This window comes from Inquilinus sp. CAU 1745 (assembly GCF_039839375.1).
Taxonomy (GTDB): Bacteria; Pseudomonadota; Alphaproteobacteria; order DSM-16000; family Inquilinaceae; genus JBDOQU01.
The window spans coordinates 80,483-96,928 of sequence record NZ_JBDOQU010000011.1; the positions used below are offsets into that span (position 1 = coordinate 80,483).

The 16,446-nt window shown below is 66.1% G+C and carries 13 protein-coding genes; 6 read left to right on the forward strand and 7 right to left on the reverse strand.

Features of this window, described 5'->3' with window-relative positions; all coding sequences use genetic code 11:
- Positions 1-298: 298 nt before the first annotated feature.
- The 6 genes from AAFN89_RS13950 to AAFN89_RS13975 all read left to right on the forward strand — a co-directional run bounded on the left by AAFN89_RS13950 (position 299) and on the right by AAFN89_RS13975 (position 7,518).
- Positions 299-808 carry an OmpA family protein gene (locus AAFN89_RS13950; protein WP_347539680.1) on the forward strand — a complete coding sequence of 170 codons (510 nt, stop codon included), beginning with the start codon at positions 299-301 and terminating at the stop codon, positions 806-808.
- Positions 809-840: 32 nt separating this feature from the next.
- Positions 841-1,998: a MotA/TolQ/ExbB proton channel family protein gene (locus AAFN89_RS13955; RefSeq protein WP_347539681.1), complete on the forward strand. Its 1,158-nt coding sequence runs from the start codon at positions 841-843 to the stop codon at positions 1,996-1,998.
- Between the two features lie 14 nt (positions 1,999-2,012).
- Complete coding sequence (locus AAFN89_RS13960) at positions 2,013-3,515, forward strand: peptidoglycan -binding protein (RefSeq protein ID WP_347539682.1); 1,503 nt, start codon at positions 2,013-2,015, stop codon at positions 3,513-3,515.
- 229 nt (positions 3,516-3,744) lie between these two features.
- Positions 3,745-4,518 carry a hypothetical protein gene (locus AAFN89_RS13965; protein ID WP_347539683.1) on the forward strand — a complete coding sequence of 258 codons (774 nt, stop codon included), beginning with the start codon at positions 3,745-3,747 and terminating at the stop codon, positions 4,516-4,518.
- Entirely contained in the window at positions 4,515-6,590 is a 2,076-nt protein-coding gene (locus tag AAFN89_RS13970; protein ID WP_347539684.1) for an MFS transporter, read from the forward strand. The genes AAFN89_RS13965 and AAFN89_RS13970 overlap by 4 nt, the downstream gene beginning before the upstream one ends.
- Before the next feature lie 13 nt (positions 6,591-6,603).
- Positions 6,604-7,518 (forward strand): ABC transporter substrate-binding protein, encoded by a 915-nt coding sequence (locus AAFN89_RS13975; protein WP_347539685.1) that lies wholly within the window; start codon positions 6,604-6,606, stop codon positions 7,516-7,518.
- Positions 7,519-7,533: 15 nt separating this feature from the next.
- Here AAFN89_RS13975 and xylA read toward each other — a convergent pair whose 3' ends face one another.
- The 7 genes from xylA to AAFN89_RS14010 all read right to left on the reverse strand — a co-directional run bounded on the left by xylA (position 7,534) and on the right by AAFN89_RS14010 (position 16,270).
- A complete protein-coding gene (gene xylA, locus AAFN89_RS13980) occupies positions 7,534-8,847 on the reverse strand; it encodes a xylose isomerase (protein ID WP_347539686.1) in 1,314 nt (437 codons plus the stop codon).
- Positions 8,848-8,868: 21 nt separating this feature from the next.
- On the reverse strand, positions 8,869-10,341 hold the full coding sequence (xylB, locus tag AAFN89_RS13985; protein ID WP_347539687.1) for a xylulokinase: 1,473 nt from the start codon (positions 10,339-10,341) through the stop codon (positions 8,869-8,871).
- A 27-nt stretch (positions 10,342-10,368) separates the two neighbouring features.
- Positions 10,369-11,556, reverse strand: a complete 1,188-nt coding sequence (locus tag AAFN89_RS13990; protein ID WP_347539688.1) for a Gfo/Idh/MocA family oxidoreductase — start codon at positions 11,554-11,556, stop codon at positions 10,369-10,371.
- 33 nt (positions 11,557-11,589) lie between these two features.
- The gene (locus AAFN89_RS13995; protein WP_347539689.1) at positions 11,590-12,645 is read right to left on the reverse strand and encodes a sugar phosphate isomerase/epimerase; all 1,056 of its coding nucleotides are present in this window, start codon (positions 12,643-12,645) and stop codon (positions 11,590-11,592) included.
- 70 nt (positions 12,646-12,715) lie between these two features.
- On the reverse strand, positions 12,716-13,672 hold the full coding sequence (locus AAFN89_RS14000; protein ID WP_347539690.1) for an ABC transporter substrate-binding protein: 957 nt from the start codon (positions 13,670-13,672) through the stop codon (positions 12,716-12,718).
- An 89-nt stretch (positions 13,673-13,761) separates the two neighbouring features.
- Positions 13,762-14,763 carry an ABC transporter permease gene (locus tag AAFN89_RS14005; RefSeq protein ID WP_347539691.1) on the reverse strand — a complete coding sequence of 334 codons (1,002 nt, stop codon included), beginning with the start codon at positions 14,761-14,763 and terminating at the stop codon, positions 13,762-13,764.
- On the reverse strand, positions 14,744-16,270 hold the full coding sequence (locus AAFN89_RS14010) for a sugar ABC transporter ATP-binding protein (RefSeq protein WP_347539692.1): 1,527 nt from the start codon (positions 16,268-16,270) through the stop codon (positions 14,744-14,746). Before AAFN89_RS14010 ends, AAFN89_RS14005 begins: the two co-directional genes overlap by 20 nt.
- Positions 16,271-16,446 lie beyond the last annotated feature (176 nt).

Sequence of the window (16,446 nt, forward strand, 5' to 3'; positions counted from 1 at the left end):
CCTCTTTGGTCATTCCGGACTTGATCCGGAATCCATAGGCCATGGCCGCTTAACCGGTGGCGAAGGACCGGACGTCATCCCGGCCGGTATCGACACCGTATGGATGCTGGATCAAGTCCAGCATGAGATTCTACCTTATCCTGAGTCCGTCGAAGGATGCGAGCTTCCGGCAAACTGGTTGTGGCGCGGCGCGGCGCTGGTTTATGGTCCGCCAGCCGGTTTTCCGGCTGCTGATTCCACCCATGGCGTGAACCGCGCAGAAGGGACCGCGTTGACCATCCGGATGTCCGGACACCGCTTGAAGCGACCTATCGCCCGACGGCTCGCTCCCGCGCTGGCCATGGCCGCGATCCTTGTCGCGCCAGCGGTCTGGGCCCAGCCGGAATGGACCCCGCCCCTGCCGGAGTTGCGGCCCGATCCGCAGGCCCTCGCGGCGCCTGAGCCGGTAGAACCGGAAGAGCAGGAGACGATCGGCACCCTGCCCGGCGGCGGCGGCTTCCGCATCGTCTATGTGCCGGGGGCGACGGCGATCGACGCGATGGGCGGCCGGCTTCTGACCGGCATCGCGGAGCGGATGATCAACGACGAGACGATCCGTCTCCAGATCCGGTCCTATGCGGGCTCCACCCCCGAGACGAGCGTGCGGGCGCGCCGGCTGTCTCTGGACCGGGCGATCGCCGTCAGGACGTTCCTCGTGGATCGGGGCGTGCGCAGCACCCGCATCGACATCAGGGCGCTGGGCGATACAGCGCCGCAGCCGCCCGGCGATCGCGTCGACCTACTGCTGTCGGGCCCCCCGCCCGAATGACCGGCCGCACCTGACAGGATAAGACGAACGCCATGTTCCGACCGACCCGGTACCTGACCCGAATGAGCCTGTTCGTGATCGCCGTCCTGGTGGTCGCGGCGCTGCTGGCGCCGGCCCTGGCCGACGCGTTCATGTCCAATCCGGCGCTGAACGGCGTCATCCTGGCGGTGGCCGTGGTGGGGATCGTCTACATCTTCCGGTCGGTTCTCCATCTCAGGCCCGAGATGCAATGGCTGGAAGCCTATCAGGCGCAGCGGTCGGGCCGGCATACGGCGGCGGGCGTGCCGGAGCCCCGCCTGCTGGCCTCGCTGGCGCGGATGCTGGGCGACCGGCAGGGGCGGATATCCATGTCGGCGATGTCGATGCGGTCGGTGCTGGACGGCATCGAGGCGAGACTCCAGGAAGGGCGGGAAATCTCCCGCTACTTCGTCAGCCTGCTGATCTTCCTGGGGCTGCTGGGCACCTTCTGGGGGCTTCTGGAAACCATCGGATCCGTCGCCGGCGTGATCGGCGCGCTGGACATGCAGAGCGGCGACGCCTCCTCCATCTTCACCGGCCTCCGGGAGGGGTTGCAGGAACCACTAGCCGGAATGGGCACAGCCTTCTCCGCCTCGCTGTTCGGCCTGTCCAGCTCGCTCGCGCTCGGCTTTCTCGATCTTCAGGCGGGACAGGCGCAGAACCGGTTCTATAACGAGTTGGAGGACTGGCTGTCCGGCGCGGCCCGGCTGACCGGCGGCGGGCCGATCGGGGAAGGCGAAACCTCCGTCCCGGCCTATCTCCAGGGGCTGGTCGAGCAGACGGCCGAGAATCTGGAAGCTCTCCAGCGCACCATGTCGCAGAACGAGGAAGGGCGGCGGCAGGCCAACCATTCGCTGACGCAGCTTACCGAGAGGCTGTCGACGCTGAGCGACCAGATGCGCGCGGAGCAGACGCTGATGGTCAAGCTGGCGGAAAGCCAGATGGAGCTGAAGCCGGTGCTGATCCGGCTGTCCGACGCCGCAAGCCAGGGCGGGCTGGGGGTGGACGAGGCGACCCGCCAGCACATCCGCAGCCTGGACCTCTATGTCAGGCGGGTGCATGAGGAGCTGGGCGTCGGCCGCGACCAGACGGTCACGGAGATAAGGAGCGAGATCAAGCTTCTTGCCCGCACCATCGCCGCGCTGGCCGAAGAGCCCGCCCAGCCCCGGTGACGGAATAGCATTCGATGGCCATTTCAGCCCGCAGAGCGAACCGGACCGCCATCGACATATGGCCCGGCTATGTGGACGCGCTGTCGTCGCTGATCATGGTGGTGACCTTCACCCTCATGATCTTCTTCGTCGCGCAGTTCTTCCTGACCAACACGATCACCGGCCAGGACCAGCGCCTCACCCAGTTGAATTCCCAGATCGCGGAATTGGCCGACCTGCTGGACCTGGAACGGTCGGCCAGTGAGGAGCTGGAGATCCGGTACGCGCAGCTTTCAGCCGACCTCCAGGCCGCCGTCGCGGAGCGCAACGCGCTGGGGCGGGAGCTGGATTCGGTGGCGGACGAACGCGACGCGCTATCAGCACGGCTTGCCGCCGCGATCGCGCGGGGTGATTCGATGGAGGCGGAGCAGGCTGAGCTGGACGCGCGGCTGGCCGACGCCTACACGAGCATCGAGGCCGACCGCGAGACGCTGGAGCTTCGCCTGTCGGAGATCGCGAGCCTGCAGAACGATATCCAGGCGCTTCGGGCCGTGCGGGAGGATCTGGAGCTTCAGGTCGCCGCCCTGGAGCGGTCCCGCCAGCTTGCGGAGGCGGAAGCCGCGGAGGAGACCGAGGCGCTGAGGGCGGAGCTGGAGCAGGCGCGCCAGGAGGCCGAGGCGGCGACGGTGGAGCTGCGGCTGAGCGAGGAGCAGCGGGACGCGCTGCTGGCCGACCTGACGGCCGCGCGGGACCGCTCCCAGGCGCTGGAGACTCAATTGAGCGACGCCGAGGAGAGGACGGCGCTGGCCCAGCGGGAGATCGATGAGCAGGACATCCGCATCGAGGAGCTGGTCGCGGCCGTCGACACCACCGAAGCGGCGCTCGACGAGGAGATGGAGCTGACCTCGGAGCAGCAGGCGCAGGTGGCGCTGCTCAACGACCAGATCGCCGCGCTGCGCGACCGGCTGGGGCGGGTGCAGGCGGCGCTGGAGGCGTCCGAGGCGGAGGTCGGCGACCAGGATATCGAGATCGCGAACCTGAACGCCCGGCTGAACCAGGCGCTGATCCGCCGCGTGGAGGAGCTGAACCGCTACCGTTCGGAATTCTTCGGGCGGCTGCGGGAGGTTCTGGGCGATCGCGAGGACATAAGGATCGTCGGCGACCGCTTCGTCTTCCAATCGGAGGTGCTGTTCCCCTCCGGCTCCGCGACGCTCCAGCCCGGCGGACGGGAGCGGCTGGCGGAACTGGCCGACGAGTTGATGAATCTCGCCGAGGAATTCCCCGAGGAGGTGGACTGGCTGTTGCGGGTCGACGGCCATACCGACCGGCGGCCGATCAGCACGCCGGAATTCCGGTCGAACTGGGAGCTTTCGACCGCACGGGCGATCGAGGTCGTGCAGTTCCTGATCGACCAGGGCGTGCCGCCGGAAAGGCTGGCGGCGGCGGGCTTCGCGGACAACCAGCCGCTGGACCCCGCGAACACGCCGGAAGCCTATGAACGGAACCGGCGGATCGAGCTGCAACTGGACCAGCGGTAGGCCGGCGACGGGTAGCGGCGTCAACCGGCCGTTATTGGCGAATGAAAGTCTCGATCAGCGCGCATTTGTAATCCGTCAGATCGCTTGCGCAATACCGATTGTTCGTATTTTATACAAATAGCCTCAATTTGAGGCACGCGCCCTCCCCCCAGAGTCGCAACCGGACAGAATCACTGGCCACTGGACCGCTCACCTCCTCTCGAGTTGAGCTTTTAAGGGCGGGGTGGGAATGGCGCTTTTCTGGCGCATCTGGGCAGCGGTTCTGATCGTCAATACCGCGGTGCTGGCGGTTTTCGTCGGTCTCGCCACGCTGCAATTCGATCAGATCCACTCAGCCCTGGCCGGGGAACGCCTGACGGTCCTGGCCGACCGAACGGTTGCGCCCTTCGCGACCGCCGCGCAAATCAACCTGCCGCTCTCGGCTGTTCGAAACGCCGCCGCCCTGTTGGAGCGCGCGCGGCAGACTGACGAACTCATCACCGCCATCCATGTGTTCGACGTCGAGGGGCGGACCATCCATTCAACCGAAGCGACGCCTCCCGCCACGATCCCGCCAGTCGCAATTGCCGCCTATAATCAAGCCGATGGCGCCCCGTGGCACCGGGAGACCGACAACGGCTTCCTCAGCGGCGTCGACATCGCCGGGCCCGCCGGCCGAAGCGCGGGCGGCATTGTCGTCGTTTACCCATCCAGGGAAAACATCATCAACGTCCGGGCCATGGGCGCCGAACTGGCGATAGCCGCAATGGCGCTGCTGGGCGCGACCTCCATCCTCAGTGGCATTCTTCTGCGCCTCGGCCTGCGAAGGCAGCTTGCCGCCTTCGAATCCATCGACGAGGCCGTCGCGGATTTCGAAAGGGATTCATGGCGCAGCGCGGCCGCGAGGAGACGGTCGCCGAGCGCGCAGGAGAATGCCGGAGAGCTCCGCCTTCTGCTCGATGCGGCCGATCGGAAATACCGCGCGGTAGGGCGGGAAATGGCGGCCAGGGAGGCAGAGCGATGAAGGCCCGCCCTGGCCCAATCAACCTGGCGGGAATGCGGGCGCGCCTGGTTGCGACGCTGACGGTTATCACAACCATGTCGGTCCTTGCCCTCGGGCTGGTGGCTATGATCGCCTTCGACCGCTCCGTGGAGCCCGAGGTAGCCAACAGGACCCGGCTCATCGGGACCATCGTCCGCAGCGATGTCGAACGCGGACTGGAACTTGGAATCCCCCTCGAACGGCTGGAGGGGCTGAGCCAGCATCTGACGGAGACCTTGCGGAAATTCGCGGAGGTCGACCGCATTGCGATCAACACAGCCTCCGGATTGACGATCGCCGAGGTGCAGAGCCAGGAATCGCCTTCGTTCCTGCAACGGGCCGGTCTCGGTCAAGTGATCTCGGTCGGCAAGAACGCCTTCTCGTTGCCCATTCTGGATCGCAACCAACTGGTGGGATCGGTCATCGTCGAGGTCAACCCGCAATTCGTGGAGACGCGGCTGCGCGAGGTCTTTCTGGACATCCTGGTCATCGCCCTCATCGCGATGGTGTTCGCCGTCGAGTTGGTGCTGGTGGTTACCATCGCCTCCGTTGGAAAACCCCTCGATCGCGTTCTTGGTCTTCTGGATGAGCAAGGCCAGGGCATCTTCCTGCATCGCATCCGGCCAAGTGGCCTTTCCGTCTTCCGTCGCACCGCCGTCAGGCTCAACGACCAGGCGAACGATCTGGCGGAGCGGCTGGCCATGTTCCCCGACGCGGCACGCGCCCGGATGGTAAGTGACGCCGGCGTGAAAATCGCAGAGGGCCGGCCGGTGTGGCTCCGCCTCTCCGAATTCAACGACATCCGGCTGACACTGTTCTTCTTCTCGCTCGCGGCCGAGATCACCGCTTCATTCCTGCCCCTCTATTCCGGGACCGCCGCGCGGCCGGACTGGGTTTCGCCCGAACTGGCCGCCGCCGCCCCTCTCATGGTTTATCTTGTCGCGGTGGCGGCGCTGTCTCCGTTCGGCGGCCGCCTGGCGCGACGCTTCGGACCAAGGGTCCTGTTTCTGGCCGCTGTCCCGCCTACCGTGCTCGCCCTGGTGGGAATGGGGATGTCGGAGACCCTGTCTTCGATCACCGGCTGGCGCGCGCTGACCGGCGTGTCATACGCCGCGGCGACCATCGCCTGTCAGGAATATGCCTTCCGCGCCGCCAGGGACGGCGGCAGCGCACGTCCCGCCGGCGCCTTCATCGCGGTGATTTTCGGCGGCGTCTTCTGCGGCTCGGCGCTGGGCGGCGTAGTCGCGGGCCGCTTCGGATTCGAAGCTGCGCTTTACGTGGGCGCCAGTATCGCAATCCTGTCTGGAATCCTGGGGATGGTTTCAATGTCGGGCAGGGCCGGAGATCCGGCGACCGAGGCCCGCGTTCCGGCGAATTTCACAAGTGGCGGTCGCGGTGGGCGGCCTTTGTTCCTGGCACTTCTTTTCGGGATCGTGGCGCCGATGAACGCATCGACGGCGATCTTCATCTGGTATCTCACGCCCATCATGCTCGCCGGCATGGGCTACGGCGCGTCGGACATCGCCCGCGTCGTGATGCTCTATTATTTCGCGGTGGTCCTTCTCGGTCCGACAGTCACCAGACTTTCCGACGGCAGGGTAGGACCGGCTGCCTTCATCATCATGGGCTCTGTCGTGTCCGGCCTGGCGCTCCTCTCCATCGGCATCTGGGAAGGGCTGTGGGCGGTCACGGTCTGCGTCGCGGGGCTTGGTCTGGGTCATACGCTGATCCGGGCGCCGCAATACGCGCTGGCGGTCAGACTGACGGGAGGTTCCTCCCGAAATCTTGGCGCGCTCCGCCTGGTCGAGCGATTGGGCGCACTGTCCGGCCTGACCTGTTGCGCGCTCTATCTTTCCGCCATCGGCGCGGAACCGGCGGTCGCCGGGCTGGGAATGATCATACTCACGGGCTCTGCAGCGTTCGCCATCGTCCATCTGGGGGGATGGCGGCGCTCGGCCCTGCTCAACATCACCACGAAGGAGGAAACCCATGTGGCGTTCAATGATAATCGCGATCGCCGCCCTGGCGAGTCTGGCCGGTTCCGCGTCCGCTGAGGATTACAAAATCATGATCGTGACCTGGCGTGGATGCGAGGAAGCCTGCCAGGGCTTCAAGGATTACCTGGACGAGCAGGGCGTGCCGGCAGAATTCCTGATGCGGGACGCCGGTCAGCAGAAGGAGACGATTCCCGGCTTCCTGGAAGATGCGAGAAACGCCGATGTCGACCTGATCCTGACCTGGGGCACAAGCGTCACGCGCGGGATCGCCGGAACCCTGGCGGACCGGGACAACCCGACTTTCAACAACGATATCCCCCAGGTGTTCATGATCGTGGCCGACCCTGTCGGTTCGGGCATCGTCGAAAGCCTGGAACGAACCGGACGGTCCAACATGACCGGCACCTACAACCGCATGCCCGAACAGGTGACCATTCAGACGATCCGCAGCTACCACCCGGAGTTCCAGCGGCTGGGAATGCTCTACAACGCCAACGAAAGAAACTCCGTCGTCAAACGTGACGAGATGGCCGAACTGGCCGAAGCAATGGATTTCGAACTGGTCGCCCTCGAACTGCCCCTCGGAGACGATGGCGCGCCGCGCCCCGGCGACATCGCCTCGATGGTGGCCCAACTGAAATCCGAGAAGGTCGATTTCATCTACCTTGGTTCGTCCTCGTTCCTTCTGGAGAATGGCTCCATATTCACCACCGCCGCCGTGGAAAACGGCATTCCGTTCCTCAGCCCCTATGAACAGCTTGTGCGAGACGCCGATGCGCTGATCTCCGTCGCCTCGCGCTATTATGATGTCGGCCGCCTCGCCGGCCGTCAGGCCGAGCGAATTCTCATAGGCGGAGCAAGCCCCGGCGATTTGCCGGTCCTCCGGATGACGGACTTCGCCGTGGTGATCAACCTCGCCGTCGCGGAGAAGCTGAACCTTTTCCCGCCGATGGATCTTCTGTATCTGGCGGAGACAGTAGATTAACGGACTGACTTGGACTCAGACGTAGCGGTTGACGATGTTCTCCAGCAGTTCCTGGCGGCCGGATTTCGGCGTCGGCCGGAGGTTTTCCTGTTCCGCATGGTCGGCGATGTCGGCCAGCGACTTGCCGCCGCCCATGATGTCACGCCCCAGCGGCCCGTCCCAGCCGGCGTACCGTTCATCCCGGAACCGGGCGAGATCGCCCTCTTCGATCATCTTCTCCGCCGCCAGGAGGCCGCGCGCCAGCGTATCCATGCCGCCGATATGGGCATAGAACAAATCTTCCGGATCAATTGATTGCCGCCTGATCTTGGCGTCGAAGTTGAAGCCGCCGGTGGTGAAGCCGCCGGCGTTCAGGATGTGATAGAGGGCGAGCGCCGCTTCGGCGGGATCGTTGGGGAACTGGTCGGTGTCCCAGCCATTCTGCGGATCGCCCCGGTTGATGTCGAAGGAGCCCATCAGGTCGTTGGCGATCGCATAGACGATCTCATGCTCATAGGAATGGCCGGCGAGCGTCGCGTGGTTGACCTCGATGTTCAGCTTCACCTCCCCCATCAGGTCGTATTTCTGAAGGAAGGCGTGGACGGTCGCGGAATCGTGGTCGTACTGGTGCTTGGTCGGCTCCATCGGCTTGGGCTCTATCAGGATCGCGCCCTTGAAGCCGATCTTGTGCTTGTGCTCGACGACCATGGAGAGGAAGCGGCCGAACTGGTCGACTTCCCGCTTCATGTCGGTGTTGAGGAGCGTGTCGTAACCCTCCCGGCCACCCCACAGAACGTAGTTCTCACCGTTCAGGCGGTGGGTGGTTTCCAGGATGTTGCGAACCTGGCCCGCGGCGAAGGCGAAGACCTCAGGATCGGGATTGGTTGCCGCCCCGGCCATGTAGCGCGGGTGGGAGAACAGATTGGCGGTCCCCCACAGCAGCCGAACGCCGGTCCGCGCGATCTCCGCCTCCATCAGACCGGCGATGCGGTCGAGGTTGCGGCGGCCCTCCGCCAGCGTGTCGCCCAGCGGCACGGCGTCGACATCGTGGAAGCAGTAGAAGGGCGCGCCCAGCTTCTCGAAGAACTCAAACGCCACCTTCAGCTTGGCTTCGGCATGGGAAAGGTCGTCGGCCGCCTGCCAGGGGCGGTCGAGCGTGCCGGCGCCGAACATGTCCGCGCCGGGCCAGCAGAAGCTGTGCCAGTAGGCCACGGCGACGCGCAGATGGTCCTCCATCCGCTTGCCCATGACCATGCGGTCGGGATCGTAGAAGCGGAAAGCCAGAGGATCGCGCGATTCCGGACCCTTGTAGGCGATCTTTTCGACATTGGGAAAGAAGGGGGTGCTCATGACAGCCTCGGTTGGGGGAGTTCAGATTGCGGCCGCGAAACGCGGCTTCAGGGCTCGGTAGAGGTCACGGAACTCAGCCATGCGGCCGGCATAGCGGTCGACCAATGCCGGATCGGGGTCGATGGTGAAATCAACCGGAGGGGCGTGGCAGAGGGCGGCTGGGTCCTCGCCCGTGGCGGCCAGCCGACCCAGCCGGGCGGCGCCGAAGGCGGGGCCGAGATCGCCGCCCTTGTGATAGAGCAGCGGCCGGTCGAGCGCGGCGGCCAGGATGCGGCCCCAGAAGGGCGAGCGCGCGCCGCCGCCGATGACCGACAGCCGGTCGACGCTGGTTCCTGCCTGGATCAGGGCGTCCAGCCCGTCGGCGCAGGCGAAGGCGACGCCTTCCAGTACCGCCCGCGTCAGGTCGGCGCGGGAGGTTTCGTGGGTGATGCCGAAGAAAACACCGGTGGCGGAGGGATCGTTGTGGGGCGTCCGTTCGCCGGAAAGATAGGGCAGGAAGAGCAGCCGGCCGACATCGCGGTCCGCCGCCTCCGCTTCCGCCAACAGGGCGGCTTCGCTTTCCGCGCCCGTCGCGGCCCGGGCCCAGGAGAGGCAGGACGCCGCGCTCAACATCACCGACATCTGGTGCCAGGTGGCGGGCAGGCAATGGCAGAAGGCGTGAACCGCCTGTTCGGGGTTCGGGTGGAAGCCGTCATTGGCGGCGAACAGGACGCCCGACGTGCCGAGCGACAGGAAGGCGGAGCCGGGCTGGATGACGCCGACCCCGACTGCGCCCGCCGCATTGTCCCCCGCGCCGCCGGCGACCACGGCCGTCTCCGGCACGCCCCAGGTGCGCGCCACTTCCGGCAGCAGCGTTCCCGTGGGGTCGCTGCCTTCGAACAGTTCCGGCATCGCGGAAAGCTTCAGGCCGGTCGCCGCCAGCATGGCGTCCGACCAGCGTCGCGCGCCGACATCCAGCCACAGCGTCCCGGCGCTGTCGGACAGGTCCGAGGCATGGCGGCCGGTCATACGCAGGCGGAGATAATCCTTCGGCAACAGCACCTTGGCGGTGCGAGCGAAGATATCGGGTTCATTCCTGGCGACCCACAGCAGCTTCGGCGCGGTGAAGCCCGGCATGGCGAGATTGCCGGTGATGGCGCGGGAGCGCGGCTCCCGCCTTTCAAGCTCCGCGCATTCCGCGCCGCTGCGTCCGTCATTCCACAGGATGGCGGGGCGCAGCGGCCGGTCTTCGGAATCCAGCAGCGTCGCGCCGTGCATCTGGCCGGACAGACCGATCCCGCCGACGCCCGAAAGCTCCCTTCCCCGGCGGGATTTCAGCTCCGCCATCGCGGCGTCGGCGGCCCGCTGCCAATTGTCGGGATCCTGCTCCGACCAGAGCGGATGGGGACGCGACACGCGGAGCGGCGCGGTCGCCTGGTCGACGATCGCCTGGTCGCCGTCGATCAGGACGACCTTGACGCCGGACGTGCCGAGATCGATGCCGAGATGGAACAAGGGCCGGTTCTCCGGAAACGGATCAGGTCAGAGCGGAAGCGTCGTTTCCACCCAGGCGCCGTTCTCACGGTTGGACTGGACCGCCGCGCCGATGAACTTCACGCCCTTCGCGCCATCCTCCACGGTCGGGACCAGCAGCGCGGCAGGATCGGGCGCGCGACCCTCTATCCGGGCGGAGATCTGCTCCGCGAGATCGGTATAGATCTGCGCGAAGCCCTCCAGATAACCCTCCGGATGGCCCGAGGGCACGCGGCTGGCGCGGCCGGCGGCGTCGCCCGCGCCAGGGCCGTTGCGGGTGATGAGCTGCGGCGGCTTGCCATGAACGGCGAAGCGCAGATGGTTCGGCTGCTCCTGATGCCATTCGATCCCGGCCTTCGAGCCGTAGATACGGAGCGACAGCCCGTTCTCGTTCCCGACCGCCACCTGGCTTGCCCACAGCATTCCGCGCGCGCCGTTGCCATAGCGCAGCATCATGTGGGCGTTGTCGTCGAGCGCCCGACCCTCGATGAAGGTCGAGAGGTCGGCGGCCAGATGGGTGCAGTCCAGCCCGCTGACGAAAGCGGCGAGGTTGTAGGCGTGGGTGCCGATATCGCCGACGCAGCCGGCGGGGCCGCTGCGCGCGGGGTCGGTGCGCCAGGCCGCCTGCTTCAGCCCGGTATCCTCCACCTTGGTGGCCAGCCAGTCCTGCGCGTACTGCGCCTGGATCAGCCTTATCTCCCCCAGCTCCCCGGCCGCGATCATCTCCCGCGCCTGCCGGATCATGGGATAGCCGGTGTAGTTGTGGGTCAGGCCGAAGATCCTGCCGGTCCGCCGGACGGTGGAGACGAGGTCGAGCGCATCGTCCAGCGTGTTGGTCAGCGGCTTGTCGCAGATGACGTGGAACCCCGCCTCCAGGAACGCCTTGGCAGGCGCGTGGTGGACATGGTTGGGGGTGACGATGGCGACCGCGTCGATCCGGTCCTCGCGCGCCTTCTCCCCCTCCACCATCGCCTGGAAATCGCCATAGGCGCGATCCGGCGCGATATGCAGGTCGGCGGCCGATTCCCTGGCACGAACGGGGTCGGACGCCAGCGCGCCGGCCACCAGCTCATACCGGTCGTCCAGCCGGGCGGCGATGCGGTGGACGGCGCCGATGAAGGCGCCCCGCCCGCCGCCGACCATGCCGAGCCGAATGCGGCGGCCGACGCCGCCCTGTCTGCTGCCCTCGATCGCCATCAATGCTCTCCCATCGTTTCTTGCAGCCGGCCCTCAGCCGATCCCCAGCATCCTGCGGTTGGCCGCTTCGTCCGTCCCAGAAGCGGCGAAATCGTCGAAGGCGCGGGCGGCGACGTTGATGATGTGCGCCTGGATGAAGTCCGCCCCCTCGGCGGCCCCCTGCTCGCTGTCCTTCAGGCAGCATTCCCATTCCAGCACCGCCCAGCCGTCGAAGCCGTGGCGGGTCAGCTTGGAGAAGATGGACGAGAAATCGACCTGCCCGTCGCCCAGAGAACGGAACCGCCCGGCGCGATCGGCCCACGACTGGAAGCCGGAATAGACACCCTGCCGGCCGGTCGGGTTGAACTCCGCATCCTTGACGTGGAACATCCTGATCCGGTCATGGTAGATATCGATATAGTCAAGATAATCAAGCTGTTGCAGGACGAAGTGGCTGGGATCATAGAGGATGTTGCAGCGCGGATGGTTCTTCACCCGCTCAAGGAACATCTCGAACGTCGCGCCGTCGAAGAGGTCTTCGCCGGGATGGATTTCGTAGCAGAGATCGACCCCGGCCTCGTCGAAGGCGTTGAGGATCGGTGTCCAGCGGCGCGCCAGTTCGTCGAACGCCGTTTCGATCAGCCCCGGCGGCCGCTGCGGCCAGGGGTAGAGATAGGGCCAGGCGAGCGCGCCGGAGAAGGTGGCGTGCGCGGTCAGCCCGAGGTTCCGCGACGCCTTCGCCGCCTTCATGAGCTGGTCGACCGCCCATTCCTGCCGCGCCTTGGGATTGTTGTGGACGCTGGCTGGTGCAAAGCCGTCGAAGGCGGTGTCGTAGGCCGGGTGGACGGCGACGAGCTGGCCCTGAAGATGGGTCGAAAGCTCCGTCAGCTCGATATCGTGGGCGGCGAGGATGCCCTTCACCTCGTCGCAATAGGCCGTGCTTTCCGCGGCCTTGGCGAGGTCGAACAGCCGGCCGTCCCAGGACGGGATCTGCACGCCCCTGTAGCCGTGTCCCGCCGCCCAGCCGGCGATGGAATCCAGGCTGTCGAACGGCGCTTCGTCGCCGGCGAACTGGGCGAGGAAGATCGCCGGTCCCTTGATCGTCTTCATGAAGCTTCTTCCGGTATGCGTGGTCTCGGGGTGGGGAGACGGCGACTGCCGCCTCCCCCTTCCCTTCGGATCAGAACGGCGAGTCGGGGTAGTAGTACTGCTCGGCGTTCTCAGGCGTGATCAGCGGCGAGGCCAGGATGTATTCGCCCTCGATCGGCACGCCGGCGGTGTATTTCAGCGCCGTCACCTGGATCGCGGTGGCGATCATCGCGGGCGGGTACAGCACGTCGACAGGAGTCAACTCATTGCCTTCCATCACCCGCTCGATCATCTGCTTCATGCCGGCGCCGCCGACGATGAACATCTCGTCGGTGCGGTCGGCCTGGCGGACGGCCTCGATGACGCCGAGCGCGATGTCGTCGTCCTGCGCCCAGACGGCGTCGATCTCAGGGAACTGGGACAGGAAGTCCTGCATCACCTCGAACCCGTCATCGCGGTTCCAGTTGGCGTACTCCATGCCCAGCACCTCGATGTCGGTGCCCTCGATCACCTCCATGAATGCATCCACGCGCTGATTGTCGACGACGGTCGGGATGCCCCGCAGCACGACGATCTTGCCCTGGCCGCCCAGTTCCCCGGCGATATATTCGGCGGACACGCGGCCCATTTCTGGGTTGTTGCCGGCGACGTAGACATCCTCGATCCCCTCCCGCGTCAGGCCGCGGTCGACGACGGTGATGAAGGCGCCGGATTCCTTGACCCGCGCGACCGGCCCGGTCAGCGGGTCGGATTCGAACGGCAGGATGACCAGCGCGTCGATCTGGTGGATCGCCACCATGTCCTCAAGGTCGTTGACCTGCTGGGACGCGTCGGGCGCGGCCGACAGCACGAACTCCAGGTTCGGATGCTGTTCCGACAAGCTGTCGATCGCTTCCTGTGCATGGTAGTTCACGCCGCCGGTCCAGCCATGGGTGGCGGCGGGGATGGAGACGCCGATCGTCACCGTCTCCTCCTGGGCGACGGCCGCGCCCGACCAGGCGAGGCCGCCGACAATGGCCGCCATCGCGGCCCGTTTCATGGTGATCATCTGATAGTTCCTCCCTCTTCTTATCCAGTTGGTTACGGATGCGTTGGCGTTGCGGGCGGGTTGCGCCGGGGCGGTCCCGTCCTGGTGGTTTAGCGGCTGGCCGCCTTGCCGCGTTGGAGCAGCACGGCGACGATGATGATGACGCCCTGGATCGCCCCGTTGAGGTAGGGGCTGATCGCTTCGGTCAGGTTCAGCAGATTGTCGATCAGGCTGAGGATCAGGACGCCGACGACGGTGCCCCAGACCCGGCCGTAGCCGCCCTTCAGCACCGTGCCGCCGATGATGACGGCGGCGATGGCCTCAAGCTCCCAAAGGACGCCGGTCGAGGCCGAGGCCGATCCCAGGCGCGGCACGTAGACGATGGTCGCCATGGCGACGCAGAGGCCCTGGAGGATGTAGGTCAGCGTCCGGACGTTATCGACATGGATGGCGGAGTAGCGGGCCACCTGCTCGTTCGAGCCGATGGCCGAGCAGTGACGGCCGAACCGGGTCCGCGTCATCGCGATCTCCCCCAGGATCGCCACCACCGCGAAGACGATGATCGGGTAGGGCACGCCCAGGATGCCGTCATAGTAGACCGGCCGGTAGGTCTCCCTCACCTCGAAGGCCAGGGACAGCGTACCGCCGTCTGCCATGTAGGTGACGAGCGACCGGAAGATGCCCATCGTCCCCAGTGTGACGATGAACGCCTCTATCTTGCCCCGCGTGGTCACCAGCCCGTTGATCGACCCGGCGACGAAGCCGAGCGCGAGGGAGGCCAGGATCCCGACCATCACGGTCGACCAGCCCGGTCCCATGCCGACCATCACCGCGTTCATGACGACGATCATGACGCCGGAGATGAACGCCGCCATCGAGCCGACGGAAAGGTCCAGCCCGCCGGAGGTGATGACGAAGGTGGCGCCCACGGCGATGATGCCGATGAAGGCGCTGCGAGTCAGGATATTGGTGATGTTGGCGTAGCTGAGGAAGGCCGGATGCATGGCCGCGCCCAGCAGGACCAGCAGGAGGAGCGCCAGCAGGGGGCCGTATACCTTCAGGTCGAAGGACCAGCCCTTCCGCTTGCCTCCGTTAAGCGTAAGCGACGGCATCCTTGCGCCCCCCTTTCAAGCCCGTGGCGTAGCGCACGATTTCCTGTTCCTCGATTTCGGCTCCCGTCAGCTCTCCGGTTATGCGCCCTTCGCGCATCACCAGGACGCGGTGGCAGAGGCCGATGATCTCCTGCATCTCCGACGAAATGACGATGCAGGACTTTCCTTCCTCCACCAGCCGATGGATGAAGCCGTAGATCTGCTGCTTGGTGCCGATGTCGATGCCGCGCGTCGGTTCGTCGATGATGACGATCTCCGGCTCCACCTGCATGGTCTTTGCCAGAAGCAGCTTCTGCTGGTTGCCGCCGCTGAGATTGCCGGCCAGCATCTCCCGGTTATTGACGCGGATGTCGAAATCGCCGATCGCGCGGTCCAGCGCCGCCTCCTCCGCCTTCCGGTCGATCAGCACGCGGGAGAAGCGGTCGAGCGCCAGCAGGGTCACGTTGGGGCGCAACTGCATGTTGAGCAGCAGGCCCCTGCCCTTGCGGTCTTCCGTCAGATAGACGATGCCGGCCTTCGCTGCGTCCTTCGGGGAGTGGATGGCAACCGGCCGGCCGTGCCGGCGGATGGTGGGATGGCCGTGGGGGCGCAGGCCCATCAGCCCTTCCATCAATTCGGTGCGGCCCGCGCCGATCAGCCCGGCGAAGCCCAGCACCTCGCCCCGCCGCAGCTTGAAGGAGGCGTCCGCCACGCGGCCGGGGACCGACAGGTTCTCGACTTCCAGCACGATGTCGTCGCCCGTGGGCGCCGGCGTCTTGGAGCCGAACATGTCCGAGACGTCGCGCCCGACCATGAGCTGCGCCATCTGGTCTTCCGACAGGTCGGACACCGGCTCCGTCGCGATCCAGCGTCCGTCGCGCAGGACCGTGACGCGGTCGGCGATCGTCTTCACCTCGTCCAGCTTGTGGGAGGTATAGACGATGGTGACGCCCTGTTCCTTCAGCCGGCGGATCAGCCGGAACAGCACGGAGGATTCCGAAGGGGTGAGGACGGCCGTCGGCTCATCCATGATCAGGATGCGGGCGTCGCGAGAGACGGCCTTGGCGATCTCCACCATCTGCTTGTCGGAGACGGCGAGGTCCGAGACGCGGTCGTCGGGATGGATATTGGCCTCAAGCTCCGCCATCACCTCCGCGGTGCGCCGGCGCATCGCGCGCTTGTCCAGCAGCGGGCCGCGATGCAGCTCACGGCCCAGGAAGACGTTCTCCTCCACCGTCAACTGCTCGGCCAGGCTGAATTCCTGATGGATGAGGACGATGCCCAGATTCTCCCCGACCTCGCTGTCGGGTATCGTCACCTGTTGTCCGTCGAGCGTAAGGGTTCCGGAGGTCGGCTGTTCGAAACCCGAAAGGATCTTCATCAGGGTGGATTTGCCGGCCCCGTTCTCCCCGATCAGGGCGTGGACCTCGCCGGGTTCCAGCGTCAGCCCGATATCGAACAGCACCTGCACGGGCCCGAAGCTCTTGCAGAGACGGTCGACGGCCAGAATGGGGCTTGTGGCGCCCATGGGTCTCCCTGGTTCCTCCCAAATTTCCAGCCCCACCCCTTCGCGGCGGAACCGATCACCGGTTGCCCCGGCGTTGAAATGATTAGCTAGACCCTCAAACTAATTTGATGGTATCGAACTCCCAGACGGTGCGTCAAGCCGACACGCCGGCACGATCCAAATGTGGGTCGCCCGCC

Coding starts and splice junctions, on each gene's coding strand:
- AAFN89_RS13960 (WP_347539682.1), top strand. CDS start 2,013: ATGGCCATTTCAGCCCGCAGAGCGAACCGGACCGCCATCGACATATGG.
- AAFN89_RS14000 (WP_347539690.1), bottom strand. CDS start 13,672: ATGATCACCATGAAACGGGCCGCGATGGCGGCCATTGTCGGCGGCCTC.
- AAFN89_RS13970 (WP_347539684.1), top strand. CDS start 4,515: ATGAAGGCCCGCCCTGGCCCAATCAACCTGGCGGGAATGCGGGCGCGC.
- AAFN89_RS13955 (WP_347539681.1), top strand. CDS start 841: ATGTTCCGACCGACCCGGTACCTGACCCGAATGAGCCTGTTCGTGATC.
- xylA (WP_347539686.1), bottom strand. CDS start 8,847: ATGAGCACCCCCTTCTTTCCCAATGTCGAAAAGATCGCCTACAAGGGT.
- AAFN89_RS14005 (WP_347539691.1), bottom strand. CDS start 14,763: ATGCCGTCGCTTACGCTTAACGGAGGCAAGCGGAAGGGCTGGTCCTTC.
- AAFN89_RS13995 (WP_347539689.1), bottom strand. CDS start 12,645: ATGAAGACGATCAAGGGACCGGCGATCTTCCTCGCCCAGTTCGCCGGC.
- AAFN89_RS13975 (WP_347539685.1), top strand. CDS start 6,604: ATGATCGTGACCTGGCGTGGATGCGAGGAAGCCTGCCAGGGCTTCAAG.
- AAFN89_RS13965 (WP_347539683.1), top strand. CDS start 3,745: ATGGCGCTTTTCTGGCGCATCTGGGCAGCGGTTCTGATCGTCAATACC.
- AAFN89_RS13990 (WP_347539688.1), bottom strand. CDS start 11,556: ATGGCGATCGAGGGCAGCAGACAGGGCGGCGTCGGCCGCCGCATTCGG.
- AAFN89_RS14010 (WP_347539692.1), bottom strand. CDS start 16,270: ATGGGCGCCACAAGCCCCATTCTGGCCGTCGACCGTCTCTGCAAGAGC.